This is a genomic window from Variovorax sp. 10L421, from assembly GCF_056395365.1.
Genome location: NZ_JBFTJJ010000010.1, coordinates 41,729 through 68,274, shown reverse-complemented (window position 1 = coordinate 68,274; position 26,546 = coordinate 41,729). Strand labels below are relative to the sequence as shown.

Genomic DNA, 26,546 nt, shown 5'->3' with positions numbered 1-26,546 from the left:
CCCACGACTTCAGATCTTTGCTCATGAAAAAACTCAAAGTCATGACCGTGGTCGGCACCCGGCCTGAAATCATTCGCCTGTCGCGGGTGCTGGCCCGCCTGGACGAGCACTGCGACCACGTGCTGGTGCATACCGGCCAGAACTACGACTACGAACTCAATCAGGTCTTCTTCGACGACCTGGGCGTGCGCAAGCCCGATCACTTCCTGAACAGCGCGGCCAACGCCACCAGTGCGGCGCACACCATCGGCAACCTCATCATCGCGGTGGACCAGGTGCTGGGCGAGGTGCAGCCCGAGGCCATGCTGGTGCTGGGCGACACCAACAGCTGCCTCTCGGTGATCCCGGCCAAGCGCCGCAAGATCCCGATCTTTCACATGGAGGCGGGCAACCGTTGCTTCGACCAGCGTGTGCCCGAAGAAACCAACCGCCGCATCGTGGACCACACGGCGGATGTCAACCTCACCTACAGCACCATCGCGCGCGACTACCTCCTGCGCGAAGGGCTGCCGCCCGACCTGGTCATCAAGACTGGCAGCCCGATGTTCGAGGTGCTGACGCACTATCGCCCGCGCATCGAGGCGTCCGACGTGCTGCAGCGTTTGGGCTTGCAGGCTGAGCAGTATTTCGTGGTCAGCGCCCACCGCGAAGAGAACATCGAGTCTGCGCAGTCCTTCACCAAGCTGGTTGCCGTGTTGAATGCGGTTGCTGAAGACCATGGCTTGCCGGTCATCGTCTCCACGCACCCGCGCACGCAAAAGCGCATCGACGCAACGGGCGCGCGCTTTCATCCGCAGGTGCGGCTGCTGAAACCGCTGGGCTTTCATGACTACGTCAAGCTGCAGTTGTCAGCACGAGCCACCTTGTCCGACAGCGGCACGATCAACGAAGAGTCGTCGATCCTCAATTTTCCGGCGCTCAACCTGCGCGAGGCGCACGAGCGACCCGAGGGAATGGAAGAGGCCGCCGTGATGATGGTGGGTCTCGAAGTGGAGCGTGTTCGCCAAGGCTTGGCCATTCTGGACACCCAGCCCCGAGGCGAGGCACGCGGCCTGCGCCAGGTGGCCGACTACAGCATGCCCAATGTGTCGGACAAGGTGCTTCGCATCGTCCATAGCTACACCGACTACGTGAATCGCGTGGTCTGGAAAAAGTACTGAGGCATGGCAACTCGCGTGTTGCTGTTGACGCAGTGGTTCGACCCCGAGCCGACGTTCAAGGGCATCGTGTTCGCTCGCGAACTCGTGCGCCAGGGCTTCGAGGTCGAGGTGCTGACCGGCTTCCCCAACTACCCGGGTGGCAAGGTGTATCCGGGCTACCGCATCAAGTTGCTGCAGCGTGAAGTGATCGACGGTGTGCAGGTAACGCGCGTGCCGCTCTATCCCAACCATGACCAGTCGGCGATCAAACGAGTGTTGAACTACGCCAGCTTCGCTGCCTCATCGCTGTTCTATGGCTTGTTCATGGCGCGGCGGCCCGATGTGATCTATGCCTACCATCCGCCGCTCACGGTGGGCATCACGGCCGGGTTGCTGCGGCTGCTGCGCCGCGTTCCGGTGGTCTACGACATACAGGACATGTGGCCCGATACCTTGCGTGCCACCGGCATGGTCAACAACGCCCGGGCCTTGAGCGCGGTGGCCGCCGTATGCCAATGGGTGTATCGCCGCGTGGATCACATCGCCGTCCTCTCGCCGGGTTTCAAGCGTCTGCTGCTGGAGCGTGGCGTACCTGATGCCAAGGTCGAAGTGATCTACAACTGGGCCGATGAAGTTGCGTTGGCTTCGCCGCAAGGGCATCCGCCAGCCACCTTCCCGGGCCCGGAAAAATTCCGCATCCTCTTTGCGGGAAACATGGGCAAGGCCCAGGCACTCGATGCGGTGCTCGACGCAGCCGCTCTCCTGCAGGCGCGCAACGCGCGGGTGTGCTTCGTGCTGCTCGGCGGCGGTGTCGAGATGTCCCGGCTCAAGCAGCGGGCGACCGACCTGCAGTTGGGTAATGTGACCTTTCTGCCGCCTGTGCCGATGTCGGAGGTGGGTGCGTTGCTCAACGCCGCCGAGGCTCTGTTGGTCCACCTGCGCAAGGATCCGTTGTTCGAGATCACCATTCCCTCCAAGACACAGGCCTACATGGCTGTTGGCAAGCCGCTGTTGATGGCGGTCGACGGTGATGCGGCCGAGTTGGTTGCACAGTCAGGCGGCGGCGCAGTCGTTGAATCCGAAAACGCCAATGCACTGGCCGACGCCGCCGAAGCACTCGCAGCCATGCCGCCTGACGCMTTGGTAGTCATGGGGCAGCAGGCGCAGCGCTACTACCGGGAGCAATTGGCCCTGAAGGTCGGCGTCGCCAAATTCGGTGCCATCTTCACGCGCCTGGCCAATGGTGCGAAATCGAAATGAAGCGCTTTTTTGACATCGTGCTCGCCTGTCTGGCGTTGCTGCTCCTGGGTCTGCCGCTGTTGTGCCTGACGTGGCGAGTGCGCCGCAAGCTGGGCAGTCCCGCGTTCTTTCGCCAGACGCGACCGGGCTTGCACGGGCGACCGTTCAACATGGTCAAGTTCCGCACGATGACGGATGCGCGCGGCGTCGATGGACAGCTGTTGCCCGATGCTGATCGGTTGACGCCATTCGGCCGTTTCCTGCGCGCCAGCAGCCTCGACGAGTTGCCCGAACTCTGGAACGTGCTCAAGGGCGACATGAGCCTGGTCGGCCCGCGTCCGCTGTTGATGGACTACCTGCCTCTGTACTCCACCGAGCAGTCGCGGCGCCATGAAGTGCGCCCCGGTATCACGGGCTGGGCCCAGGTCAACGGGCGCAACACGTTGAACTGGGACGAGAAGTTCAAGCTCGACGTGTGGTACGTCGACCATCAGTCGCTCTGGCTCGACATCAAGATCTTGTGGCTCACCGTGCGCAAGGTGCTGGTGCGTGATGGCATCAGTGCGGCGGGCGAAGCCACGATGCCGCGCTTTACGGGATCGCGAATGGAGCACAAACAATGAGCTTGCCGCTGTTTGCTGTGTATGGCGTCAGCGGCTGTGGTCGCGGCGTGATGCCGTTGGCCCGTGCACAGCTGGCGCGCGAAGGCATCCCGGCAACGCAGTTGGTGTTCGTGGACGATCGGCCCGAAGTCGAGGAAGTCAATGGCCATCGCGTGCTGCGCTATGAAGAGTTCGTGCGAGTCGATGCAAGCACGAGACAGATCGTGATTGCTATCGCGAACAGCGCGGTCCGCGAAAGGCTGGCCGGCCGCTGTGCAGCCGACGGCGTGCAGCCTTGGACAGTCCGGGCCTCCAACGCAGTGGTCATGGACGACGTCTCGCTGGGCGAGGGGGCTGCGCTCAGTCCGTTCGTCACGCTCACGTCCAACATCCGTATTGGCCGGCACTTTCATGCCAACTTGTACAGCTATGTCGAGCACGATTGCGTGATTGGCGACTTCGTCACTTTCGCACCCGGCGCCAAGTGCAATGGCAATGTTCGCATCGAAGACCATGCCTACATCGGTGCCGGGGCAGTCATCAAGCAAGGCAAGCCTGGCCAACCCCTCGTTATCGGACGAGGTGCCTTGGTCGGCATGGGGGCCGTGGTCACGCGCGACGTGCCGCCCGGCATCACCGTTGTCGGCAATCCCGCCAAACCATTTGTCAAAGGTTGATCCGCCGTGTTGAATACCTCCTTCTCTCCCTGGCCCAGCTTCACAGCCGAAGAAGCCGATGCCGTGCAGCGCGTGCTCCTGTCCAACAAGGTCAACTACTGGACCGGCCAGGAGTGCCGCACATTCGAAACGGAATTCGCAGCCTGGGCAGGCACCGCGCATGCGCTTGCGCTGGCCAATGGCACGCTGGCGCTGGATGTGATTCTCAAGGGCATGGGCATCGGGCCCGGCGACGAAGTAATCGTCACGCCACGCACTTTCATTGCCAGCGTGTCGTGCGTCGTGAATGCGGGGGCCACGCCTGTGTTTGCGGATGTCGATGCGCAAAGCGGCAACCTGTCGGCCGAGACCATCGCTCGAGTGATCTCGCCGCGCACCAAGGCCGTCATCTGCGTTCACCTAGCTGGTTGGCCCTGCGACATGGACCCGATCATGGTGCTCGCCGCCACGTACGGCTTCAAGGTAATCGAAGACTGTGCGCAGGCGCACGGCGCGCGCTACAAAGGCAGGTCGGTCGGCTCCATCGGCCATGCAAGTGCATGGTCCTTTTGCCAGGACAAGATTATGACCACGGGCGGCGAAGGCGGCATGGTCACGACAGACGACGAAGCGCTGTGGCGTGCCATGTGGCAGTACAAGGACCACGGCAAGAGTTACGAGGCCGTGTACGAGCGCAAGCACGCTCCGGGCTTTCGATGGCTGCACGAAAGTTTCGGCACCAATTGGCGCATGCTCGAAATGCAGGCTGTTATTGGCCGCATTCAATTGACGCGCATGGCCGAATGGACTACCGCGCGCACGAGCCACGCGCAGGCGTTGCGGGCGGCAGCGCGCCCCCATTCAGTGGTGCGCGTGCCGGAGTTTGCGCATGACGTCGCGGCCGGCAGTGTGCATGCGCACTACAAATGCTATGTGTACGTTCAGCCGGAGCGGTTGGCCCAAGGTTGGAGCCGCGATCGCATTGCCGATGCCATTCAGGCACATGGCGTGCCTTGCTACCAGGGTTCGTGCTCGGAGGTGTATCTGGAGCGCGCATTCGACGGCACCGGCTGGCGGCCGACCGAACCGCTGCCCGTTGCACGCGCACTTGGCGAAACGAGCCTGATGTTTCTCGTTCATCCCACGCTGACTCCTGTCGAAGTCGACAAGAGCTGCACGGTCATTGCGCAGGTGCTGGCCGAGGCGTCGGCTTGAAGCTGCAGTTCCGCCTCGCGCAAAGGGCTGCCCTCTGGCGTGGGCTGCTGCTTGTCGCAATGCTTGTGTTGCTGGTGCTCAGCCTGATGCCGCCATCGCCGCAAATGCCCAGCACGGGGTGGGACAAGAGCAACCACGCCCTGGCATTTGCGGTGCTGGCCTTTCTTGGCAATCGGGCGTGGCCAAAACAGCCCGTGCCGGTGCTTTTGGGGCTTCTGGCCTACGGGGGGCTCATCGAGGTGTTGCAGTCCTTCACGCCCGACCGGTTTGCCGAGTGGGAGGACTTGCTGGCAGACGCGGTTGGGCTCTTGCTGGGAGAGGTGCTGGCGCGGCTGGTGTGGCGTCGCGCATCGGCGCGTGCATGAGGCTTGTGGTGACTGCCGGGAACTAAAATACTATTGGAAGGGGAGTTTTCAAATTGTGATTAATAGTCTTGTGCGACCACCGGGTGTTGCTGACCTGATGGGCGGTTCCGCGTCATGAAGTCCGTCCTGGTCGTATGTATCGGCAACATCTGCCGCAGCCCGATGGGAGAGGCCTTGATCGCCGCTGCCTTGCCGCAGCTCGAGGTAGCTTCGGCTGGCGTTGGTGCGCTGGTGGGGCAGCCGGCTGATCCCATTGCGCGTCAACTCATGGCCGAGCGCGGGCTCGACATCGAGGCCCACCGCGCGCGCCAACTGACCAATCTGATGTGCCAGCAGGCCGATCTGATCCTTGTCATGGATGAAGAGCAGCGGCTCCAAATCAACCAACGTTACCCGCTTACGCGCGGCAAATTGTTCCGTCTGGGTGAGGTTGCGCGCGTCGACATCCCCGACCCCTACCGCTTGGGCCGACCGGCCTTCGAGCAAGCCCTGCAACTCATCGATGCCGGCGCCAGTGCGTGGGTCGAACGCATTAGAAAACTCTCATGACTTCCCTTGCTTCCCCATCTGCCTCGTCGGTTGCCGTTGCCGGGCCTCTGCGCGACGACGACGACGATGTAATTCACCTGTCCGAATACCTGGACATCCTGATCGATCGCAAGTGGTTGGTGGCGGGCATTACGTTCGTCGCCGTCGCGCTGGGTGTCGCCTACGCGGTGCTCTCAACGCCCATCTATCAGTCCAACCTGCTGGTCCAGGTTGAAGACTCCGCACCCGATGCGAAGAGTTTTCTTGGCGATACGGGAAGCCTGTTCGATGTGAAGACGCCAGCCACTGGCGAAATCCAGGTCATCCGGTCGCGGATGATCATGAGCGGCGCGGTCGAGGCAACGCGCTTGTACATCGATGCGCAGCCACGCTATACGCCGCTGATCGGCGAGTGGCTCGCCCGCCGTGCCAAGGTGCTGTCAGAGCCTGGTTTTTTGGGCATGAGCGGTTACGTCTCGGGCACGGAGGCGATCGACATCGCCAAGTTTGATGTTCCTTCCGAGTTCGAAGACCAGAAGCCTTTCATCATCACCGCACAGGCCAATGGCCAATACACGCTCGCGCACCCTGACCTGGCCGAGCCGCTGACCGGCACGCTCGGCAAGCCGCTGAGCCAGCAAGTGCCCGGCGGCACAATCGTGCTCATCGTCTCGCAGCTCGAAGGCAAGCCCGGCGCACAGTTCGTCGTCTCTCGCGCTTCCGTGCTTGCGACCACTGAGGATCTGCAAAAGCGAATCCAGCTCAGCGAGCAGGGCAAGCAGTCAAACGTAATCAGCGCGACCCTGGAAGACAGCGATCGCGATCGCTTGCGGCGCATCCTCAACGAAATCGGCGCGCAGTACGTGCATCAAAATGTCGAACGCAAGGCAGCCGAGGCAGAGAAGACGCTCGAATTTCTCGACCGGCAGTTGCCCGAGTTCAAGAAACAGCTCGAAGGCTCTGAAGATGCGTACGCGAACTTCCGGAACAAGAACGGAACCGTTGCCTTCGATGAGGAAGCCAAGGCAATCTTGAGCCAGGCTGTGCAATTGGAGACCAAGAAGCTCGAGTCAGAGCAACTGCGACGCGATTTGCTCTCGCGCTTCACTGAAACGAACCCCAAGGTGCGCGTGGTCGATGGGCAAATCGCTGCCTTCCGCCATGAACTCGATGCCATCGACCGCCGCGTGAGCGCCATGCCGGTTCAGCAGCGAGACGCATTGCGGCTGGAGCGAGACGTTCGCGTCAACGGCGAACTCTACAAATCGCTGCTCAACAGCTCGCTGCAATTGCGCCTCGTCAAGGAAGGCAAGGTCGGCAACGTGCGCTTGCTCGACAAGGCCACCGAGCCCAAGAGACCTGTTAGGCCACAGAAACCGCTGGTTGTGGCGCTGTCGCTGGTGCTGGGCTTGCTGGCTGGCATCTCGCTGGCCATCCTGCGCAGCAAAATGGCCAACGGCATTCGGAATCCTCAAGAGATCGAAGATCGTCTCGGATTGAACGTCTATTCCGTTGTCCCTCTTGCCGTCGAACAGGAGAAGATTCTCCAGCGCATTGCAGGCGGTGCAGGCGGCGTTCAATTGCTGGCCGTCACCGAGCCGGCAAGTGTCGCCATAGAGAGCTTGCGCAACCTGCGCATCTCCCTGCAGCTGACCTTGATGGAATCCGGGAACAACCGGGTGCTCATCACTGGCGCGACGCCGGGCGTGGGCAAGAGCTTTGTTTCGGGCAACTTCGCAGTGATCATGGCGCAGGCCGGCAAACGCGTGCTGCTGATCGATGCCGACTTGCGCAAGGGGCACATCCAGAAAGCCTTCGGCCTTCCACGGCAAGGCGGCCTGGCCGACGTGCTGGTGGGAGACCTGAGCACCGAGCAGGCGATCCATGCCCAGGTCGTACCTAACCTCGACGTTCTTACGACCGGTAACTACCCGGTTAACCCGGCGAACATGATGTTGTCGTCCAGGCTGGGCGACTTGCTGAATGCCATGTCTGCCCAGTACGACCTGGTGGTAATCGACAGTCCGCCGGTGCTGGTTGCGGCTGATGCCGCGGCAGTGGCTGCACATACCGGGGCCATCCTGCTGGTTGCTCGTGACGGCCTCACGCAACTTGGTGAGCTCAATGAAAGCGTCAAGCGCCTGGCACACGCGGGGCAGCGAGTTAACGGCGTGGTCTTCAATGGCATGGACCTCTCGCGCAGGCACTACGGAAGCTACGGCTACAAGTACGGTGGCTACCGCTATACCGAGTACAAGTACAAGGAAGCGGCTTGAGTTTGCAGCTTGTACTGAGCATGGCTTCGGTTCGAAGAAAGGGAAATCTTCTTCAGTACCACGTCACCTGTCTCGACACAAAAAATACACAAACTCACATCTGACCGTGGCGGAATACCCAGAACTGGGGGTGTGCCCTGGTATTTCTTCACAGAAAATGAAGAAATGAAACAACGCTTGCGGCGGGTGGAACTCAGGTGATCAATCGTTTGGCTGCCCCGCTGCTTGCGCTGCCACGTCCTGCCAAACGCTTGCTGGCATTGGCCGTGGATGCGGCTTTGTGCATGCTTTGCGTTTGGCTGGCGTTCAGTTTTAGGTATGAGCAATGGGTAACCCTGCGCGGGGTGCAATGGTCGGCGCCGGTGATGGCTGTGGTCCTGGCGTTGCCGCTTTTTGTGGTCTTCGGCTTGTACCGGGCCATCTTTCGCTATGCCGGCAGCGCTGCATTGATGGCGATCGTGCGGGCCTGCACCGTGTTTGGCCTCGGCTATGCACTGATGTTCTCCGTGGTCGGCGTAAAGGGCGTGCCGCGCACGGTGGGCATTCTGGCGCCGCTGTTGCTCTTCCTCGCGATTGCGGGTTGCCGCATGTTTGCGCGTTATTGGCTGGGCGGCCTGTACATGAGCGCACTTCATCGCAAGGCCCTGCCGCAAGTGGTGATCTACGGTGCTGGCGGCGCCGGTCTGCAGCTGGCCGCGGCATTGGCGCAAAGCCGCGAAATGATGCTTTGCGCTTTTGTGGACGATGCAGCCCACCTTCAAGGCAACACGCTCAACGGCGTGCGAATTCACTCGGTTGAGTGGTTGGAGCAGAACGCCGCCAGGCAGGGCATTACCGATGTGTTGCTGGCCATGCCGTCGGCCAGCCATTTGCGTCGCGTTGAAATTTTGAATCGGCTCTTGCCGCTGCGTCTGCATGTGCGCACATTGCCGGCCCTGGCCGATCTGGCCAACGGCAGGGTGCAAGTCAATGACCTGCTCGAGGTGGATATCGAAGACCTGCTGGGCCGCGATCCGGTGGCGCCGGTTGCCGACTTGCTGCACAAGCACATTCGCAGCCAGGTGGTTCTGGTTACCGGGGCTGGTGGCTCCATCGGCAGTGAACTTTGCCGGCAGATCGTCCAACTTTCGCCATCGGTCTTGCTGCTGGTGGACTTGAGCGAATACGCGCTCTATGCCGTTCACCAGGAACTCGAGGAGCTTGCGCCTGAAGTTCGCGTCATCCCGCTCCTGGCCTCGGTGTGCGATGCCCGCCGGCTGCGCGAGATCATGCATGCGTGGCGCCCTGACACGGTCTATCACGCGGCCGCCTACAAGCACGTGCCCCTCGTCGAACACAACCCGATCGAAGGCGTGCGCAACAACGCGATCGGCACGCTCACCGCGGCGCGAGTGGCAATGGAGTGCAAGGTCCGGCGCTTCGTGCTGGTCAGCACGGACAAGGCCGTTCGGCCGACCAACATCATGGGGGCCAGCAAGCGGTTGGCTGAAATGGCGTTGCAAGGGTTGGCGCAGCAGAGTACCGAAACCTGTTTCTCGATGGTCCGTTTCGGCAATGTGCTCGGTTCCAGTGGTTCGGTGGTGCCGTTGTTCCGGCGCCAGATTGAAGCGGGTGGGCCAATCACGCTCACGCATGCCGACATCACGCGTTATTTCATGACGATTCCCGAGGCCGCCCAGCTGGTGATCCAGGCAGGCGCAATGGCTTGGGGTGGCGACGTGTTTGTGCTCGACATGGGTAACCCGGTGCGCATCATCGATCTGGCGCGTCGGCTGGTGGAACTCTCGGGGCGCACCGTGCGCGACGAGGCAACGCCCGAAGGCGACATCGAGCTGCACATCACCGGATTGCGTCCTGGCGAGAAGCTGTACGAAGAGCTGCTGATCGGCAACAACGCCATGCCCACGGCTCATCCGCGCGTGATGAAGGCGCACGAAAATTGCCCACCTTGGGAAGAGCTTTGGCGCCAATTCGATGTGCTGAATGCAACGCTTGAAAGCAGCGACGTTCCAGCCTTGAAGGCTGCGCTGAAGCAGATGCTGTCCGGCTATCAGCCGCACCTGGAAGTGGTCGACTGGGTGCACATGGAGCGGCATCGTGTGCGGCCCGCGAGCCAGCCACTTGCCATCGAGCATCATCATCGCCCCGACGATGGTGGCAAGCCCGCATCCCCGATCGCGATAGCCGCCTGACTTTCTTCTCTGCTCGCCAAGTGCGAGATTCGATAGCCAGGCTTCTCTCGCAAGCCGCGGTTATTGAGCCGGCCCGAAATCCAGAATGTTGTCCCCAGCCTTGGGCTTGTTGTCGTCCGGCGGCGAGAAGCTGAACGCCCTCGGGTCCCGCGAGGTCGTCATTTCGTAGAGCGGGTTGATTCGTCCCAGTTTTGCACCACCGTCCCGCACCAGGGGAGCCCAGGTGAAGTTTGCGGAGAACTTGCTGGACCGCGGCAGCAGCGCGTCGAATGGCAGCGAAATGTAGATGCCCTTGTCGAAGCTGCCTTCGCCGAACCTCGCCGCCGACACATTGGTCTTGGTGGCATAGGCGCCGATCGTCACGCCATTGTCGAAGCGGCGGCTGATGTCGATGGACACGCCGCGATCGCCGGCCAGGTACTGGCCCACGCTGACCCTGGCTTGCACGCCGTTCCAGCCGGTGTCCCAGTACAGGGTGGCATGGCCGGTGTTGACCTTGTAGTCGCGCAGGCCGAAGTCCTGCGCAAAGTCGCGCTGCCGCACATGGTTGATGTCGACGCCCAGGGCAAACTTGCTGCGCCATGGCCGGTACAGCCATTCGGCGCCGACGCCCGCGAACATGGGTTCGAGCGCACCGCCATACACGCTGTAGTACTGGTCTTCGTTCAACCGGCCCACGTGGGTCAGCTGAAGCACCGGCATGGTCAAGCGCTTCGACGTGACGTACTCCCGCTGGAAGGTTCGCACGCGCGGCAGGTTGCTGGGCGCGGTGTAGGTGAACTTGTCGAAGTTGTCCACCAGGCGCCAGTTCAGCGCGGCATTCACCCAGGTGCTCCGCGTAAAGCGGTACTCGGCCGTTGCCTGAACCCCGAGCTGGTAGAGCACGAAAGCATCGGGCCCGCCCAGGATCTGCGAGAAGCTGGGGGTCAGCCCGAAGAAGAATTTCTGGGGGTGATGCTCCCAGGCAGTCATCGCGGGTTCGGCGGGCTGCGAGGTGCTCGTTGCTCCGGTTGTGGCCGCGTTCTTCGACGGAAACTCGAGGAGCCGGTCTTCGCTGTTGTCCTGCGGCGGTGCGTACTCGCGTTGGCTGACGGCCCGTTTCTCGGCGGGCGTTTGCGCCTGGTAGTGCGCCGTCACCCATTCGGCTCTGTCGACGACCTGTGCGTGCATGGCCAGGCCGCGTTCGTTGTAGTGCAGGATGAACGTCTTTGCCGATGCCGGTGCATCGCGATGCAGCACCGCAATGATCTGCTGCACGCGCGCTTCGCGATAGACGGTGTTGCTCTCGGTGATCCAGACGTGCAGGCCGCTGCCTTGCGGCGCGATGCGCTGGACCGTCCATTCGGTACGGGACTCGATCTCGGCAGCCGTGGATGCCCACCCGGGCGGATTCGCGGGTGCTTCCGGTGTAAAGCGTGGCTGGGGCGGATCGGCGACCTTGCTGGATCGCATCGATGCGACGTTGGTCGACAAGGTGATACCAAGCATCACCTTGTTGCCGCGCTCGAAGCCGGCGCTGAAGGCCACGTTCGGCGAGTAGCGGTACTCGAGGCCGATGTTGAAGGGGGAGCGTTGCCGCTGGTTGTTGTTCTGCGGCTCGTGCTGGTAGTCGTTGCCTTCGTACTCGAGCTTGACGGTCAGCGGCTCCCAGGGTGTGCGCCACGCCACGCCGCCGAACAGGGCCGCGGGGCCGCGGAAATAGGAGCCTAAGTTCGCCTCGCCCCCTGTCGATGATGAACGACCGGGGCGCGTTCTGAATCGGCTGCTCAGCGCGATCAGCGGGTTGCGGATGTTGCCGCTGCTGCCCAGGTATCCCCAGCCGATGCCAAGGCTGAAATCCAGGTCGCCGTGGCGCTTGTTGGCAACCAGGTATTCGGAAGAAAACAGGCCGGTACCACCAAGGTCTCGAAAGCCCAGCGCGAGTTCTGGCACATAGGCGGATTCGCTCAGGAGCCGCACCTTCAGGTCGATGCTCTTGTCCTTGTTGCTCTGGCCGGTTGTGCTGGCTTCGTAGGCGCGATTGCTGATGGACGTGTAGCGAAAGCCGGCCTCCAGCCAGTCCAGCGGCTGGAACATCACGTTGAGCCGCGAATACGGGTGCACGTTGGTCAGGGAGGTCCGGAAGTCGCCGGCCTGGCCCATTCGGGCTGTGGGCGTCTGCAGCAAGCCGGTTTCGCCCCAGTCGTTGCCGCTGGCGCGGTAGGGCTGGTATTGCGGAACGGGCTGCGGGCGCACGGATGCCGTGGTTGAAGGGGCTGCCGCAGCCTGCGGATCCATCCGCGCGGGCGATGCCGCCGCGAGGCTGTCATTGCCTTGTGGCGCAGGTCCCTGCGTTGCCAGGAACTTGATGATTCCCTCGGATGCGGCGACCAGGTCGGCCATGTCGCGCGACGCGGCCCAGATCCACGCGCCCGGGGCCGGCTCATCGGAGGGTTGGCTGTTCCATGGCGCAACGCCCACGCGAGCGGTGCGGCCGTCGGGCTGGGCAACCCATGCCCAGTCGTAGGAGCCCACGGGTTCGCATGCCGTGACGTAGTCCCATGCGGACCGGCCGGCTTCGTGCGCCACGTGGCAAAGCTCGCCGTTCGGTCGGACGACGGCAACAGTCTTCAGGTCGGCCGGCGGCGCGACGAGTTGCTGGCCGGCGCTCAGGACTGGGTCTTCTTCCGGATGGGCCTGCAGCCATCGCGGGTCGACCACGCCGAGCGCCACCCGGCCGGTGACTGGCATTTGCTGCAGCCAGGTGATCAGCTTCAGCCGCTCGACCTGATCGGCCCGCGCCGCGAGCCGGTTCGCTGCTTCGATGCGAACCAGCAAGGTGTTCTTGAGGAATTGCTGCGCGAGTCGCTCCTGCGGGACCCGCCATGCGAGGCCGGGCGCAGCGGCACCCTCGGGCTGGCGCAGCAACCAGGTGCTCAGGCGTTCGCCGGGGCGCACGTCGGCATCGCTGGCCGGCGCGTTGGCTGCGGTCTTGTCCCAAGTCTGTGCCAGCGCACTGAAATTCGCCGCCAACGCGCAGGCGACGGCCACGTGACGGGGCCAGTGGTGTTTGCTGCGCGTGCGGAACGGGGCTCTCATGTCCCGGCGCTCGCCGGAGAGCCGGCTGCTGGCGCGGGAGGTGTCCACCGCTCGAAGCTCATGCAGAAGTCATTGGAAATGCATTGCTCCGAGTACACGACTTGAGGCGTACCTGAAAGAAGCGAGACGGCAAAGCGCGCGTTCGGCAGCGAAGAATTTGCGGGCAACGACACGCTGCGCTCTTCGTACCATTGCAAGGAGTTGGCGGCAGTCCCGGAGAGGGCGCTGTCGCCGGGCGGTGCGATCGGTGTGCGAACGACTTCATCGCGAATGCCGAAGCGATAGCCCGGCATGAGATCCCGCTCGCGCCTGTACCGCTGCTCTTGCGAAGCAGAAGTGCCCGGGTCGGCTTGCCATGAAGGAAGTGAAGAGAAGCGCACGGTGCGCCAGTCGATGCTGAGGCCGGTGGTCCCTGCCAAGTGGCCGTTCAGGAGCTTGATGACCTCGCCGGAGCTGCTGTACCAGACTTCCACCGGCCCTTCGGCGCGCCTGTCGACATAGCCGAGGACCATGAAAATGGTTCGGCCGTCAATGACGGTTTTCAGGTAGCGGTAGTTGGGATTGAAGTTGGGTTGCGCCGATTCGGGTGCACCTCGATAGAGGAGGCGAGCCGTATCCAACATGGCAGAAGATCCGGAGGAGCAACCGCCAACGCCCAAACAAAACGTTGCCCAAAGGCAACGTTTCAAGAATCGCGTGGCGGAACCTACGCGCGGACTTTTCAGCGAATGCCCTCCCAAGGGGAGGGCACGCAGCATTAACGCGTGCCGGTGGTACCAGTGGTGCCGGTGCCTGTCGTGCCGCCAGGGCCAATGCCGAAGCCGCCGCCCGAATTGCCGCCGTTGCTGCTGCCCAGGGCGGCAGCGAGCGCCACGCCGGCGGCAACGCCACCGACCACTGTTGGGCTCACTCGTCCGACTGCGGCATTGGTGGCACCACCAGCGCCGGCCGCGCCCTGGATAATCAGGGCTCTATCGCTCGCACCGGTGGATTGAGCAAAAGCAGAAGAAGCTGCCAGAACGGCGAGGGCCACGGCTGCGGAGAGCTTGAAAATCGTCATGCTGATCCCTTGAAATTCGGTGTTTATCGCAAAGAGGTTAACAGCATCATAAATGTGCCGCAACAAATTCCCCCGCCTGCTACAGCGGGGGACGGACGCAGTCGTGACTTTCGCCCGGGCGTGTTTCGCGGTGCTACGTAACGCATTCGATGCGCCGGACGTAACGGCGATGGCGCGACAAGCAGGCTGCTGCCGGTCGCCGCTTGAAATTCACATTGGCAGCATCGCATTCCTCAATGAAATCAAGGCATTCGACGTGGCGGAGGTATTTGCAACTCAAAGTGCTCTGCGTAGGCATTGTTCCTGCAGTGTCTGAAACGAAAGTGAGCATTTCTAGTTCGGAGTTGTCGCCATGAGTGTTGCTTGTCATCCGTTGTCTTCACAGTCGATGCTGGAGCTCGAAGCGCCCAGGAATTCCTACGGCGGCACTTTTCGCAGTGCCTTGATCGTTGAGGAAGACATCGCCATGGCCGAGCGCATGCGGCGCATCCTGGGCGGACTTGCGCCAGGTCGGCGCGTGGTGGTCGCGTCCACTCAGGCGGAAGCCCGCAACCTGCTGGCAGCGTTGCCCTATGACCTGATGCTGGTCGACATGAATCTGCCGGCTCGCGACGGGGTGTCGTTGATTCAACATGCCCGCCAGTCCTATCCCTGGATCGAGAGTGTCGCCATGTCGGCGGCCGACGACCGCGAACTGGTGGATGCCGCCATTGCCGCGGGAGCCGTGGGCTACTTGCTGACGGAGGCAGACGACGCCGAACTGGCCTTTCAACTGCGCTCGATCGAACGTGGCGGTGCACCGATGGACTCGCGCGTCGCACGCCGTCTCCTGGGCACGATCGCGGCATCGGCCAGGACGAAGGGCATTGCTCCATTCGCGGCCATTTCGCCTCCGCAACCGCAACCGCGGCCCCGGCCGCAGCCCGTGTCCGGTTTGTTGTCGCCGCGCGAACTCAACGTGCTGCGGTTGATCGCGCAAGGGTGGAGCAACCGGCAGATCGCAGAGTCGGTCTTCCTGTCGGTCAACACGGTCGAGTTTCATGCCAAGAGCATCTACCGCAAGCTCTCGGTGAAATCCCGGACCCAGGCGGTTCACGAGGCGACGCAGCACGGCCTTCTGAACTGAGGCCGGTGCGCTCGTGCCGCCTGCTTGCGGGCGGCGGCCGGTCCACGCCATGGCGCGCAATGCCCGGTCGCGCGCCTGTGCGCCGCTTCCGCGGGTTGGGGCCCGTTGAAAATCCATCCGGCGCCCCGCTACAATCCTTGGTTGACCTTGCTACGGTTAAGGTTGGCCCTGCTCCAGCGAAGAAGACAAGAGGATCCCCATGAGTGACATGACCTCCGGCTCGCCCCGGATCGACACAAGCAAGCGGACGTGGTTGATCGCATCCAGCTGTGCCGGCGTAGCGGGCGGCGTGGCCACCGCCATTCCCTTTGTGAGCACTTTCCAGCCTTCCGAGAAGGCCAAGGCTGCGGGTGCTGCGGTCGAGGTCGATATCTCGGCACTCAAGGTCGGCGAGAAAATGACCGTCGAATGGCGGGGCAAGCCGGTCTGGATCCTCAAGCGCACCCCCGCGCAGGTCGCGGAACTCCCCAAGCTGGATGGCCAGCTGGCCGATCCCCTCTCCAAGCGCCACCCCGACGAATTCACCCCCAAGTACGCGCAGAACGAGCACCGCTCGATCAAGCCCGAAGTGCTGGTCGTGGTCGGCATCTGCACCCACCTGGGCTGCTCGCCGAGCGACCGCTTCCAGGCCGGCCCGCAGCCCTCGCTGCCCGCCGACTGGGAAGGCGGCTTCCTCTGCCCTTGCCACGGTTCCACGTTCGACCTGGCCGGCCGGGTCTTCAAGAACAAGCCTGCGCCCGACAACCTGCCGGTGCCGCCGCACATGTACCTGTCGGACACCAAGCTCCTGATCGGTGAAGACTCCAAGAAGGCCTGAGGCGGAACAAGAACATGGCTGAATTCCACGAGATTTCCCCCAACGCACCCGCCGGCGAGAAGCTGCTGAACTGGGTCGACAACCGCTTCCCCCTCACCAAGCTCTGGAACGACCAGTGGGGCAAGTACTACGCGCCGAAGAACTTCAACTTCTGGTACATCTTCGGCTCGCTGGCGATGCTGGTCCTGGTGATCCAGATCGTCACCGGCATCTTCCTCGTCATGCACTACAAGCCCGACGCGAACCAGGCGTTCGCATCGGTCGAGTACATCATGCGCGACGTGCCGTGGGGCTGGCTCATCCGCTACATCCACTCGACGGGCGCGTCGGCGTTCTTCATCGTGGTGTACCTGCACATGTTCCGCGGCCTCATGTACGGCAGCTACCGCAAGCCGCGCGAGCTGATCTGGGTGTTCGGCTGCGCGATCTTCCTGTGCCTGATGGCCGAGGCCTTCATGGGCTACCTGCTGCCCTGGGGCCAGATGTCCTATTGGGGCGCCCAGGTGATCGTGAACCTGTTCGCCGCCATTCCCTTCGTCGGCCCTGACCTGGCCCTGCTGATCCGCGGCGACTACGTGGTCAGCGACGCCACGCTGAACCGCTTCTTCAGCTTCCACGTGATCGCCGTGCCCCTGGTGCTGCTCGGCCTGGTGGTGGCCCACCTGATCGCACTGCACGAAGTGGGTTCGAACAACCCCGACGGCATCGAGATCAAGGCCAACCGCGGCCCCGATGGACATCCGCTGGACGGCATCCCGTCGCATCCGTACTACACGGTGCACGACATCTTCGGCGTGGTGGTGTTCCTCACGATCTTCTCGGCGGTGATCTTCTTCGCCCCTGAAGCCGGCGGGTACTTCCTCGAGTACAACAACTTCATTCCGGCCGATTCGCTGAAGACGCCGAACCACATTGCCCCGGTCTGGTACTTCACGCCGTTCTATTCGATGCTGCGCGCGACCACCGACGACATGGTCAACGTGTTCGCGCTGATCATCGCTGCAGCCGCCATCTGGAACTTCGTCAAGGGCAAGTCGGGCATGGGCCTGAAGATCGCCGGCGTCGTCGTTGCGGCTGTCGTGATCTTCCTGCTCAAGAACTTCGATGCCAAGTTCTGGGGCGTGGTCATCATGGGCGGCTCGGTCATCATCCTGTTCTTCCTGCCCTGGCTCGACCACAGCGAAGTCAAGTCGATCCGCTACCGTCCGGGCTGGCACAAGTATGTGTATGGCCTGTTCGTCTTCTTCTTCCTGATCCTGGGCTACCTGGGCATCCAGCCGCCCGGCGTCTGGGGTGAGCTGGCCATCGGCTCGTTCAAGCTGGACATCGCGCAGACGATCTCGCAGATCGGCACGCTCGTGTACTTCGGCTTCTTCCTGCTGATGCCGTGGTGGAGCAGCAAGGGCGAGTTCAAGACCGTGCCCCAGCGCGTGGTCTTCGCCGCCCATTGAGAACCACAAGCGCCAAGAGAGCTGAGAGAAACACGATGAAGAAGAAAAGCATTTCCGGCTGGCTCGCGGTCCTGGGTCTTGCACTGGGCCTGACCTTCTCCGCGGCGGCATCGGCCGAGTCCGAGGGCATTGCGTGGGACAAGGCACCCAACAAGACGACCGACGTGGCCGCATTGCAGAACGGCGCCAAGCTGTTCGTCAACTACTGCCTGAACTGCCACTCGGCTGCCTTCATGCGCTACAACCGCCTGCAGGACCTCGGCATCACCGAGCAGCAGATCAAGGACAACCTACTGTTCTCGACCGACAAGGTCGGCGAGACCATGAAGGCGAACATCGATGCCCGCCAGGCCAAGGAATGGTTCGGCACCACGCCCCCTGACCTGACCCTGGTCGCCCGCTCGCGCGCCGGCCACGGCGGCACCGGCGCCGACTACCTCTATACGTACCTTCGCACCTACTACCGCGACGACACCAAGGCCACCGGCTGGAACAACCTCGTGTTCCCGAGCGTCGCCATGCCGAACCCCCTGTGGGAACTGCAGGGCGAGCGCCGACCGGTCTACACCAAGATCGAACAGCACGGCCATGAGGCCGAAGTGTTCAAGGGCTGGGAGCAAGTCACTCCCGGCACCCTGACGCCCGTGCAGTACGACCATGCGGTCGGCGACCTGGTGAGTTACCTGCAATGGATGGCCGAACCGGCACAGAACACCCGCATCCGCATCGGCGTGTGGGTGCTGCTGTTCCTGGCCATGTCGGTGGTTTTCGTGTGGCGACTGAACGCCTCGTACTGGAAAGACGTCAAGTAGTTCCGTCCACGCCGACCGGGCGCCTCGTGCATCCGGTCCCACAGAGTGGGTTGCCAACGCGACCCACTCTTTTTGATTTTTAGGAGTCTCTCGCCATGATGGTCTTGTATTCAGGAACGACCTGCCCCTTTTCCCACCGCTGCCGCTTCGTGTTGTTCGAAAAGGGCATGGACTTCGAGATCCGCGACGTCGATCTCTACAACAAGCCCGAAGACATCAGCGTGATGAACCCGTACGGCCAGGTGCCGATCCTGGTCGAGCGCGACCTGATCCTGTACGAGTCGAACATCATCAACGAGTACATCGACGAGCGCTTCCCGCATCCCCAGCTGATGCCCGGCGACCCGGTCGACCGCGCCCGCGTGCGCCTGTTCCTGCTCAACTTCGAGAAGGAACTCTTCGTGCACGTCTCGACGCTCGAGAACCGCACCACCAAGGGCAACGAGAAGGCGCTGGAAAAGGCCCGCTCGCACATCCGCGACCGCCTCACGCAGCTGGCCCCCGTGTTCCTCAAGAACAAGTACATGCTGGGCGACAACTTCTCGATGCTCGACGTGGCCATCGCTCCGCTGCTGTGGCGCCTGGACTACTACGGCATCGACCTCAGCAAGAACGCGGCACCGCTGCTGAAGTACGCCGAGCGCATCTTCTCGCGCCCGGCTTACATCGAAGCATTGACGCCTTCCGAAAAGGTCATGCGCAAGTAAGTAAGATCGCCCCCAGGCTTCGCGCACTTCGTGTCGCTTCGCCAACCCCCTTCCGGGGGCAACACCAGCGGCCCGGCAGAGCCGGTTCCGCGGTGTTCCGCGAAGAGACAGTGGCCAATTCGAGGCCGCGATTTCGCGATTGCACGGTACCAATTTCATGATCAACGCGCTCGAGTCGTCCTCCACCCGCCCGTACCTCATCCGGGCGCTGTACGAATGGTGCACCGACAACGGGTTCACGCCCTATGTCGCGGTGCAGGTCGACGAGACCGTCCAGGTGCCGCGCGAGTACGTGAAGAACGGCGAGATCGTGCTCAACATCAGCTTCGACGCGACCAGCTCGCTCAAACTCGGCAACGATTTCATCGAGTTCAAGGCCCGTTTTGCGGGCAGTGCGCGCGAAATCAGCGTGCCGGTGGGGCGCGTGATCGCGATCTACGCGCGCGAGAACGGGCAGGGCATGGCGTTTCCGGCGCCGGCGCCATCGCTCGGCACCGAGCAAGGCGATGTGCCGTCGTCCGCCGCATCGCCGTCGTCCCAGGGCCAGGCCCGCATGCCCTTGCGTGACGCCTCGCGCGGCACCGAAGGCGATGCCGGCAAGATCGTCCATCTGGTGACGGGCGAGGACGCCGACGAAGCCATCGACACCGGCTTGCCCGCCGATCCCGACGACGAGCCGCCGCGCCCGCCGGCCGGTGGCGGCGCCCGGCCGTCGCTCAAGCGCATCAAGTAGCAGCGGCCGGCCACCCCGGCTGGCGCCACTAGAATCACGCATTGGAATTTCGCCGCTTTAGCTCAATTGGTAGAGCACCCGCCTTGTAAGCGGAAGGTCGTCAGTTCGATTCCGACAAGCGGCACCAAATCAAAGCCCGGCATCCAAGGATGTCCGGGCTTTTTCTTTGTCCGCGGGCAAGGATCGAGGGCAGAAACCGTCCGCGTGCGATCGTTCACGCATTGCGTGTGCATTTCGTGCGAAGTGGTACTTTCGCCTGCTGTGCACGGATTCGTGGAACTCACACAATCCCCACAAAAATCGCTGCTCGATTGAGCAAGCCAATATTGCGGGGAGGATCCATGTCCATTTTCAATGGCGTTGCGTGTCAGCACGGTTGCGTCGCGTGCGCGTTCGCGCCTTCGGCGGCACCGTGAAACGCCGCGTCACCATCTCGACGCCGCTGGGCGATGCATTGCAGTTTCATCGCCTGGTCGGCCGTGAAGTCCTGAGCCAGGCCTACGCCTTCGATGTCGATCTGCTGGGTCACGGCAACACGATAGATGCCAAGGCCCTGCTGGGCGAGACGGCCACGGTGTCGGTGCAAACAGAAAGCGGGGGCACCCGCTACCTAGCTGGCATCGTCACGCGCTTCGGCCTGGCTCAAGAAGATGCGCGGCAGTCTTTCTACGCCATGAGGCTGCGCCCCTGGCTATGGCTGGCGACCCGGCGTTCGGACTTTCGCATCTTCCAGGACAAGACCGTTCCCGAGATCCTCATGGAAGCGCTCGGGCGCTATGGCTACCCCGTCGAACAGAAGCTTGCGCGCAGCTATCGGGCCTGGAACTATTGCGTGCAGCATGGCGAGAGCGACTTTGATTTCGTTTCGCGCCTGTGCGAGCACGAGGGCATCTATTACTTCTTCCGGCACGAAGCCGAGCGGCATGTGCTGGTCTTCGCCGACGACATCGCCAGCTCGCACAAACCGTTGCCTGGCGCCGAGATCGTGCGTTATCACCCCTTCGAACATGCCGGCATGACCGGAGGCACCGAGCCCAGCGAGCGCATCTACGCCTGGGAGAGCGCCGAGGATGTTCGCTCCGGCCGCCACTACACCAGTGACTTCGATTTTGAGAAGCCCAAAGCCGACCTGAAGAGCCAGCGGCAGGCACCACCCGGCCACGCCCACGACGAGTTCGAGGTCTACGAGTGGCCAGGACACTACGTCTTGAGTGGCGACGGGGACACCTACGCGCAGGTTCGCAACGAGGGGCAATTGAGTGCGCGCGCCCGTGCCTCGGGGCGCTCCAACCTGCGCGCTCTGGCACCGGGCTACACAATGAACCTGGCCGGCCATCCGCGCGAGGACCAGAACCGGCAATACCTTCTGCTCGCTGTCAGCTACCACCTGCAGGAGAACCTGCAGGCCAGCGAGGGTACAAGGGGTGCCGAGGGCTCCGTGCAGCGTTTCGCGTTCGACGTGCAGCCCACCGCCTTTGCCTGGCGCCCCCCGCGTACGACGGCAAAGCCGCGCACTCGCGGCCCACAGACCGCCGTCGTGGTCGGTCCCGCGGGCGAAGAAATATGGACCGACCAGTATGGCCGCATCAAAGTGCAGTTCCACTGGGACCGGCTCGGAAAGAATGACGAGCATTCCTCGTGCTGGCTGCGCGTGGGGCTGGGCCTGGCCGGTTCGACATTCGGCATGGCGGCGCTGCCGCGCATCGGCCAAGAGGTCATCGTGGACTTCCTCAACGGGGATCCGGATTTTCCGATGGTGGTGGGCCGCGTGCACAACGCCGACGAGATGCCGGCATGGGCGTTGCCCGACCAGAAGCACCTCACGGGTATTCGCAGCCGCGAACTCGGCGGCGGTGGACGTTCCAACCACCTGGTGCTCGACGACTTCGCCGGCAAGATCCAAAGCCAGCTCAAGAGCGATCACGACAGTTCCAGCCTGAGCCTGGGGCACATCGCGCGCATCGATGACACCGCCGGGCGCAAGGATCTGCGCGGCCAGGGTTTCGAACTGCGCACCGATGGCCGTGGCGCCGTGCGTGCGGCCAGTGGTCTGCTTCTGAGTACCGAGGCGCGATTCAATGCCCGGGCCCACACCACCGACATGGACGAGACCGTGGTGCGGCTCACCCAGGCGCGCGAGATCCACGAGGGCATGTCCCAGGCCGCGATCGAAGCCAAGGCGCTCGAACGTGGCGACCAGGATGAAGTGACGAAGGCCCTGAAGGATCAAAACGATGCGATCAAGGGTAAAGGCGGTAATCCAGGCCAGGGTGAGTTCCCCGAGTTCCAGCAACCGCATCTGACCCTGGCCAGCCCTGTGGGCATCCAGAACTCGGCACAGGGCTCCACCCACATCGCCAGCACCGAGCACAACGCGATCACCAGCGGCGGACACACCAGCGTCAGTGCGGCAAGAAGTTTCCTCGTGACCGCCAGGAACGCGGTGCGCATGTTCGCCTACAAGGCCGGTATGAAACTGGTGGCCGCGAATGCGGACATCGACATCACGGCCTTGAAGGACAGCATCAACGTGCTGGCCAAGATGAACATCAAGCAGGAAGCCAACCGGATCACGATCACGGCCGTGGAAGAGGTCGTTATCAATGGCGGCTCCAGCTACACCCGCTGGAATGCCTCGGGCATCGTGCACGGGACCAAGGGTATTTGGCGCGAGCACGCAGCCACCCACAGCCTCATGGGGCCGGACAGCCGCAGCCCGGAAAAGATGAACCGGGATGTGAAGGCGCCCTTCGATCAAGAACTGATCTTTCACCACCTTGACGACCACGACACGCCGGCGGCGAAACAGGTGTTCAAGCTCGTGCGCGATGGGCAGCCGGCACCGCCGCCCGAAGAACCATCTCACGATCTGCTGAAACCGAACAGGAAAAGCGGCGATATCACAAGCACCAACGGCACCACGCGTCTGCAACGCTCGGATGGCCCGGAAATCTACAAGGTGCGCTGGATGGGAAGGAAGAAATAATGGCCGTACAGGGGGAGGACGAGGATGCATGGCTGGACTTCAGCCTGGGCATTGGAGGATTTGCGGAAGTCGCAGTGGCAACAACACCCGCGGCGGACAAGAGAAAGGTGCATGTTCGCGTGCCGCCAGGCAAGCTTATTCCCATCGTCTTCCTGCCCGGCATCATGGGCAGCAACCTGCGCCTGTCCAAGGCCCGGCAGGCTCAGATCAGGCGTAAGAACAACATCTCATGGTGGCCCGACAACACGGGCGATGCGTTTGCGCGGCGCAATGCGAGCGCGGCGGACCGCCAGATGCGCCTGGACCCGGACGAAGTCGAGGTGGATCGCTACAAGGTGAGCGACCACGGCGGTGATCGTTTCGATGCCACCGGTGATGAAACCGTCAGCTCCGATCAGCGCCACGACAACGTGCCTGACAACCTGGGCAACGTCAGCAAGCTGCTTGTGAGCGATCCAAAGGCAGACCCGAGCCACCCCCTGGCCTCCAACCAGCAAAGCTTTACGGCTGCGCAGAAGGCGCGCGCAAGGGGCTGGAGCGAGGTGATGTTCGGCTCCTACGGCGAGATCCTCCAGTTGATGGAGAGACAACTCAACGACATGTTGCAAGGGAATGGAGACAAAGTGAAGGTTTCGGCCTTCTGGTCGAACAAGGACAGCCGCGAAGCACTGGTGGGGCGAGCGACGGCCAGCTTCGGTGGCCAGGGTGGAGAGCCGCTGACGCAGGACGACCTCAAGAAGATCGGCGATTGCTGGTATCCGGTGCATGCCTTTGGCTACAACTGGCTCAATAGCAACGGTGAGGAAGCCAAGACCCTGGCACCGAAGATCACCAAGCTCATCGAAACCTACAACGAGAACGGCTTCAACTGCCCAGGCGTGATCGTCGTCACCCACAGCATGGGCGGCATCCTGACCCGCGCCTTGATGCACCCGGACTACGGCAACATCAAGGACAAGATACTCGGAGTGGTGCATGGGGTGATGCCCACCACGGGCGCAGCGGCGGCGTACAAGCGCATGCGCGCGGGCTTCGAGGGCAGCAACAAGTCCTTTTGGCATGTCAGGACCAATGTGGTGGGAAGCATCACGCAGGGCGTGCTGGGCGACAACGGCCTGGAGGTGACGGCGGTGCTGGCCAATGCGCAAGGCGGCCTGGAACTGCTGCCCGCTGCCGCCTATGGCACGGAATGGCTTCAGGTGCAGGACGACAACGGTGCGTTCCTGAAGAAGCTGCCGCAGGGCGACGCGGTGAGCGAGATCTACACGCTGGACCAGGACAAGTGGTGGAGGTTGATCAATCCGGATTGGATCGATCCAGCGGAGCAGGCGAAGATGCCACCCAACGAGGGGGGTAAGCCCGAAGAGCGAATCGGCGTCAAAGCGACGATAGAGCGGATCAAGGAAGCCATGAGATTCGCCAACGCGATCCAGGACACCTTCCACGACCGCACCTACGCTCACTACGGCAGTGACCCAGGGCAGCCGGCCTGGAACGACTTCGTGTGGCGGGTGATCGAAGGCGATCCGGCTGCGGCGGGCGATCCCTTGACGTGGGTGCTGATCAAGGGGGAGCGCGGCGACGATGCCAAGGGCACGCTGCGCGTGCAAGGAAACAATGGCACGGTGCTCCGGCTCAGGCTCCAGCCGGCCATGTCGCCCGGCGACGGCACGGTGCCCGTGGAGCGCAGCGCCAACAAGGTGCGCGCGAAAGTCAAGTTCGTGCAGACCGGCTATGACCATCAGGGCAGCTACGGCCACGCGAATGCCAATGCGGCGACGCTGTACGGCATCGTGCGCATCGCGGCCGCCTACGATCCCGCATGGTGGGCCGCCAAGGAGTGGGATTACCCCGCGAAACAATGATGATGAAGGACCTCTGACATGAATCCGCGTATCGAGACATTGTTCGAGCACACCAAGCTGCTGTGCTTCGGGCGCTATGTGTTGACCGTCCCGGTCGATTCGCACCTGGCGTTCGGGCGTGACTTCCCCACCTTGCCCAACCAGGCCAAGGACATCGAGAAGGTGATGCAGGCCGATCGGGCGAAGATCCTGGCGGCAAACAACACGGCGGAAATCACCTACTTCGGCAAGGGGCCAGCTCCGAATACTTGGCTGATTCGCTCATTCAAGAGCGTGTCAGCTAAGGAACTCGAGTTGGAAGGCTTTCGCATATATCACGTAGTTGGCCCGCACATCTTCGTGAATGGGCGAGGGACGGACAATGGGGCGACCGCCGAATCGATTCTTCGCGATACGGTCGAGCTTGCCCAGAATCTGCGCGCACGCGAGCCCGATGAAGTCCCCACCGAACAAGGCCTGTGCCATCAGTACGGCTTTACGCAGCGTGATGGCGCGAAAGGGATGGTTCTCACGCAGGTCGGCCTGCACATGGACGCACTGCCCGATGTGGTGTTCAGCGTCAGCAGCAACCAGGCCCAGACCACCAAGGGCAGCGACGGCTACAGCCTGCTCAAGCTGATCGCGGATCGCAAACGCGAAGCCGGCAGCAGTTACCCCAAGCTCACCACCTTGCGCGAAGGCAAGAAGAAGGTCCACGGCTGGGACGGCGAGGAATCGTTGGCACGCATGCAGGGGGGCTGGCACGATTTCGAATGGCTGTTCATCGGGGAGTCCGGCAATGTGGCGCGCCCCGCGCGTCTGGACGTGATGATGTACACCAAGGTGGAGTCGGACCGCGTGGGGGCCGCCGCGGCCTCCTCGCTCAACGACGAGGAAGCCATTGCGCTGTGGGACAAGTTGCTCGACGGCCTCAAGTTCCGCGTGGCGGTGCCGGGCGCGCCGGCCGACGCGGTGGCGATCAAATAGGAAAGCATGCGATGAAAAATATGCCAACGGTGACCCTTGCCCGTCGACGTGCCTTGCAGACAATCGGGCTGGCGGTCGCGTTGCCCTTTTCTTGTTTGCCCTCAGCGCAGGCTGCGCGAGCCGTTACGCAGGAGCCCGCGAACAAGCTGTGGCGGCCCGTTGCGCCCTTGCGGGTAGCCCGGCATGCGGCGGACTGGGGCGAAGCATGAGCGCGCAAGAGATCATTCTTGCGCACGACCTTTGGCGAAAGGGGGCGGGCGGCGCCCCGGCCGGCCTTGCCGGGCAGACCGACGGCAATGCCTACGCCGGCCTGGACCTCGGGCTGGCGCAGTTCGCGGATTCCACTTTTACCGGCAGCAGCTTCACCGAAACGAAGTTCAATGAGGCGCAGTGGTCGGCTTGCCATTTCTCCAACTGCATCTTCAGCGCCTGCAGCTTCGACAGCATCACCATCATGGGGTGCACTTTCGTGAACTGCACCTTCGAAAAGGCCAGGTTCAGGCTGGGCAACATCAGCGGCAGCCGATTGACGGATTGCAAGTTGAACGAGGTCAACTTCGAGCAAGGCAGCTGGTCCGCACTCAAGATGCACGGATGCACAGGCAGGAGCGTCAGGGCACGCGGATTGCGTGGCGAACAGGTTGACTTCCTGGGCAGCAACTTCGAACAGCTTGAGTTCGAGGACACGGTACTCAACAGTACGATGTGAGAGCCTTTGCGGCGTATCTGTCCC

Annotated in this window: 22 protein-coding genes and 1 tRNA gene; 20 read left to right on the top strand and 3 right to left on the bottom strand. The window is 62.7% G+C overall.

Annotated elements, in window-relative coordinates:
• The first annotated feature begins 23 nt into the window (after window positions 1-23).
• From wecB to AC1DFC_RS15065, 9 genes are all read left to right on the top strand, one after another.
• Window positions 24-1,160, top strand: coding sequence for a non-hydrolyzing UDP-N-acetylglucosamine 2-epimerase (wecB, locus tag AC1DFC_RS15105; protein ID WP_478179510.1), 1,137 nt, complete (start codon window positions 24-26; stop codon window positions 1,158-1,160).
• A gap of 3 nt (window positions 1,161-1,163) precedes the next feature.
• Window positions 1,164-2,399: a glycosyltransferase family 4 protein gene (locus tag AC1DFC_RS15100; RefSeq protein ID WP_478179509.1), complete on the top strand. Its 1,236-nt coding sequence runs from the start codon at window positions 1,164-1,166 to the stop codon at window positions 2,397-2,399.
• On the top strand, window positions 2,396-3,001 hold the full coding sequence (locus tag AC1DFC_RS15095; protein ID WP_478179508.1) for a sugar transferase: 606 nt from the start codon (window positions 2,396-2,398) through the stop codon (window positions 2,999-3,001). The genes AC1DFC_RS15100 and AC1DFC_RS15095 overlap by 4 nt, the downstream gene beginning before the upstream one ends.
• A complete protein-coding gene (locus AC1DFC_RS15090) occupies window positions 2,998-3,657 on the top strand; it encodes an acetyltransferase (protein WP_478179507.1) in 660 nt (219 codons plus the stop codon). The genes AC1DFC_RS15095 and AC1DFC_RS15090 overlap by 4 nt, the downstream gene beginning before the upstream one ends.
• A gap of 6 nt (window positions 3,658-3,663) precedes the next feature.
• On the top strand, window positions 3,664-4,851 hold the full coding sequence (locus AC1DFC_RS15085; protein ID WP_478179506.1) for a DegT/DnrJ/EryC1/StrS family aminotransferase: 1,188 nt from the start codon (window positions 3,664-3,666) through the stop codon (window positions 4,849-4,851).
• Window positions 4,848-5,216: a VanZ family protein gene (locus AC1DFC_RS15080; RefSeq protein WP_478179505.1), complete on the top strand. Its 369-nt coding sequence runs from the start codon at window positions 4,848-4,850 to the stop codon at window positions 5,214-5,216. Before AC1DFC_RS15085 ends, AC1DFC_RS15080 begins: the two co-directional genes overlap by 4 nt.
• A gap of 114 nt (window positions 5,217-5,330) precedes the next feature.
• On the top strand, window positions 5,331-5,765 hold the full coding sequence (locus AC1DFC_RS15075) for a low molecular weight protein-tyrosine-phosphatase (RefSeq protein ID WP_478179504.1): 435 nt from the start codon (window positions 5,331-5,333) through the stop codon (window positions 5,763-5,765).
• Complete coding sequence (locus tag AC1DFC_RS15070; protein ID WP_478179503.1) at window positions 5,762-8,020, top strand: polysaccharide biosynthesis tyrosine autokinase; 2,259 nt, start codon at window positions 5,762-5,764, stop codon at window positions 8,018-8,020. Before AC1DFC_RS15075 ends, AC1DFC_RS15070 begins: the two co-directional genes overlap by 4 nt.
• Before the next feature lie 197 nt (window positions 8,021-8,217).
• Window positions 8,218-10,212 (top strand): polysaccharide biosynthesis protein, encoded by a 1,995-nt coding sequence (locus AC1DFC_RS15065; RefSeq protein ID WP_478179502.1) that lies wholly within the window; start codon window positions 8,218-8,220, stop codon window positions 10,210-10,212.
• A gap of 60 nt (window positions 10,213-10,272) precedes the next feature.
• Here the strand turns inward: AC1DFC_RS15065 and AC1DFC_RS15060 are convergent, their stop codons facing one another.
• From AC1DFC_RS15060 to AC1DFC_RS15050, 3 genes are all read right to left on the bottom strand, one after another.
• Window positions 10,273-13,290 carry a YjbH domain-containing protein gene (locus AC1DFC_RS15060; protein ID WP_478179501.1) on the bottom strand — a complete coding sequence of 1,006 codons (3,018 nt, stop codon included), beginning with the start codon at window positions 13,288-13,290 and terminating at the stop codon, window positions 10,273-10,275.
• Window positions 13,287-13,913 carry a YjbF family lipoprotein gene (locus tag AC1DFC_RS15055; RefSeq protein ID WP_478179500.1) on the bottom strand — a complete coding sequence of 209 codons (627 nt, stop codon included), beginning with the start codon at window positions 13,911-13,913 and terminating at the stop codon, window positions 13,287-13,289. Before AC1DFC_RS15055 ends, AC1DFC_RS15060 begins: the two co-directional genes overlap by 4 nt.
• A 134-nt stretch (window positions 13,914-14,047) precedes the next feature.
• Window positions 14,048-14,350, bottom strand: a complete 303-nt coding sequence (locus AC1DFC_RS15050) for a hypothetical protein (protein ID WP_478179499.1) — start codon at window positions 14,348-14,350, stop codon at window positions 14,048-14,050.
• Window positions 14,351-14,702: 352 nt separating this feature from the next.
• On the opposite strand from AC1DFC_RS15050, the gene AC1DFC_RS15045 reads away from it, so the two are divergent.
• From AC1DFC_RS15045 to AC1DFC_RS14995, 11 genes are all read left to right on the top strand, one after another.
• Entirely contained in the window at window positions 14,703-15,476 is a 774-nt protein-coding gene (locus AC1DFC_RS15045) for a LuxR C-terminal-related transcriptional regulator (RefSeq protein ID WP_478179498.1), read from the top strand.
• Window positions 15,477-15,675: 199 nt separating this feature from the next.
• Window positions 15,676-16,293 (top strand): ubiquinol-cytochrome c reductase iron-sulfur subunit, encoded by a 618-nt coding sequence (petA, locus tag AC1DFC_RS15040; RefSeq protein WP_056509624.1) that lies wholly within the window; start codon window positions 15,676-15,678, stop codon window positions 16,291-16,293.
• Window positions 16,294-16,307: 14 nt separating this feature from the next.
• Entirely contained in the window at window positions 16,308-17,744 is a 1,437-nt protein-coding gene (locus tag AC1DFC_RS15035; protein WP_007835358.1) for a cytochrome b, read from the top strand.
• A gap of 35 nt (window positions 17,745-17,779) precedes the next feature.
• Window positions 17,780-18,556 carry a cytochrome c1 gene (locus AC1DFC_RS15030; RefSeq protein ID WP_007835359.1) on the top strand — a complete coding sequence of 259 codons (777 nt, stop codon included), beginning with the start codon at window positions 17,780-17,782 and terminating at the stop codon, window positions 18,554-18,556.
• A gap of 95 nt (window positions 18,557-18,651) precedes the next feature.
• The gene (locus tag AC1DFC_RS15025; RefSeq protein WP_007835362.1) at window positions 18,652-19,263 is read left to right on the top strand and encodes a glutathione S-transferase N-terminal domain-containing protein; all 612 of its coding nucleotides are present in this window, start codon (window positions 18,652-18,654) and stop codon (window positions 19,261-19,263) included.
• 157 nt (window positions 19,264-19,420) lie between these two features.
• Complete coding sequence (locus AC1DFC_RS15020) at window positions 19,421-19,996, top strand: ClpXP protease specificity-enhancing factor (protein WP_042673981.1); 576 nt, start codon at window positions 19,421-19,423, stop codon at window positions 19,994-19,996.
• Between the two features lie 51 nt (window positions 19,997-20,047).
• Window positions 20,048-20,123, top strand: a tRNA-Thr gene (locus tag AC1DFC_RS15015).
• A gap of 285 nt (window positions 20,124-20,408) precedes the next feature.
• On the top strand, window positions 20,409-22,982 hold the full coding sequence (locus AC1DFC_RS15010) for a type VI secretion system Vgr family protein (RefSeq protein ID WP_042673983.1): 2,574 nt from the start codon (window positions 20,409-20,411) through the stop codon (window positions 22,980-22,982).
• On the top strand, window positions 22,982-24,847 hold the full coding sequence (locus tag AC1DFC_RS15005; protein ID WP_007836765.1) for an esterase/lipase family protein: 1,866 nt from the start codon (window positions 22,982-22,984) through the stop codon (window positions 24,845-24,847). The genes AC1DFC_RS15010 and AC1DFC_RS15005 overlap by 1 nt, the downstream gene beginning before the upstream one ends.
• Window positions 24,848-24,865: 18 nt before the next feature.
• A complete protein-coding gene (locus tag AC1DFC_RS15000) occupies window positions 24,866-25,813 on the top strand; it encodes a T6SS immunity protein Tli4 family protein (protein ID WP_007836763.1) in 948 nt (315 codons plus the stop codon).
• Window positions 25,814-25,904: 91 nt separating this feature from the next.
• On the top strand, window positions 25,905-26,522 hold the full coding sequence (locus tag AC1DFC_RS14995; protein ID WP_413333566.1) for a pentapeptide repeat-containing protein: 618 nt from the start codon (window positions 25,905-25,907) through the stop codon (window positions 26,520-26,522).
• The last annotated feature ends 24 nt before the right edge of the window (window positions 26,523-26,546 follow it).

What these genes read in the sequence shown, in the direction of transcription:
- wecB (WP_478179510.1), top strand. Translation starts at nt 24, where the DNA reads ATGAAAAAACTCAAAGTCATGACCGTGGTCGGCACCCGGCCTGAAATC.
- AC1DFC_RS15095 (WP_478179508.1), top strand. Translation starts at nt 2,396, where the DNA reads ATGAAGCGCTTTTTTGACATCGTGCTCGCCTGTCTGGCGTTGCTGCTC.
- AC1DFC_RS15090 (WP_478179507.1), top strand. Translation starts at nt 2,998, where the DNA reads ATGAGCTTGCCGCTGTTTGCTGTGTATGGCGTCAGCGGCTGTGGTCGC.
- AC1DFC_RS15075 (WP_478179504.1), top strand. Translation starts at nt 5,331, where the DNA reads ATGAAGTCCGTCCTGGTCGTATGTATCGGCAACATCTGCCGCAGCCCG.
- AC1DFC_RS15070 (WP_478179503.1), top strand. Translation starts at nt 5,762, where the DNA reads ATGACTTCCCTTGCTTCCCCATCTGCCTCGTCGGTTGCCGTTGCCGGG.
- AC1DFC_RS15060 (WP_478179501.1), bottom strand. Translation starts at nt 13,290, where the DNA reads ATGAGAGCCCCGTTCCGCACGCGCAGCAAACACCACTGGCCCCGTCAC.
- AC1DFC_RS15055 (WP_478179500.1), bottom strand. Translation starts at nt 13,913, where the DNA reads ATGTTGGATACGGCTCGCCTCCTCTATCGAGGTGCACCCGAATCGGCG.
- AC1DFC_RS15050 (WP_478179499.1), bottom strand. Translation starts at nt 14,350, where the DNA reads ATGACGATTTTCAAGCTCTCCGCAGCCGTGGCCCTCGCCGTTCTGGCA.
- AC1DFC_RS15045 (WP_478179498.1), top strand. Translation starts at nt 14,703, where the DNA reads ATGAGTGTTGCTTGTCATCCGTTGTCTTCACAGTCGATGCTGGAGCTC.
- petA (WP_056509624.1), top strand. Translation starts at nt 15,676, where the DNA reads ATGAGTGACATGACCTCCGGCTCGCCCCGGATCGACACAAGCAAGCGG.
- AC1DFC_RS15035 (WP_007835358.1), top strand. Translation starts at nt 16,308, where the DNA reads ATGGCTGAATTCCACGAGATTTCCCCCAACGCACCCGCCGGCGAGAAG.
- AC1DFC_RS15030 (WP_007835359.1), top strand. Translation starts at nt 17,780, where the DNA reads ATGAAGAAGAAAAGCATTTCCGGCTGGCTCGCGGTCCTGGGTCTTGCA.
- AC1DFC_RS15025 (WP_007835362.1), top strand. Translation starts at nt 18,652, where the DNA reads ATGATGGTCTTGTATTCAGGAACGACCTGCCCCTTTTCCCACCGCTGC.
- AC1DFC_RS15020 (WP_042673981.1), top strand. Translation starts at nt 19,421, where the DNA reads ATGATCAACGCGCTCGAGTCGTCCTCCACCCGCCCGTACCTCATCCGG.
- AC1DFC_RS15005 (WP_007836765.1), top strand. Translation starts at nt 22,982, where the DNA reads ATGGCCGTACAGGGGGAGGACGAGGATGCATGGCTGGACTTCAGCCTG.
- AC1DFC_RS15000 (WP_007836763.1), top strand. Translation starts at nt 24,866, where the DNA reads ATGAATCCGCGTATCGAGACATTGTTCGAGCACACCAAGCTGCTGTGC.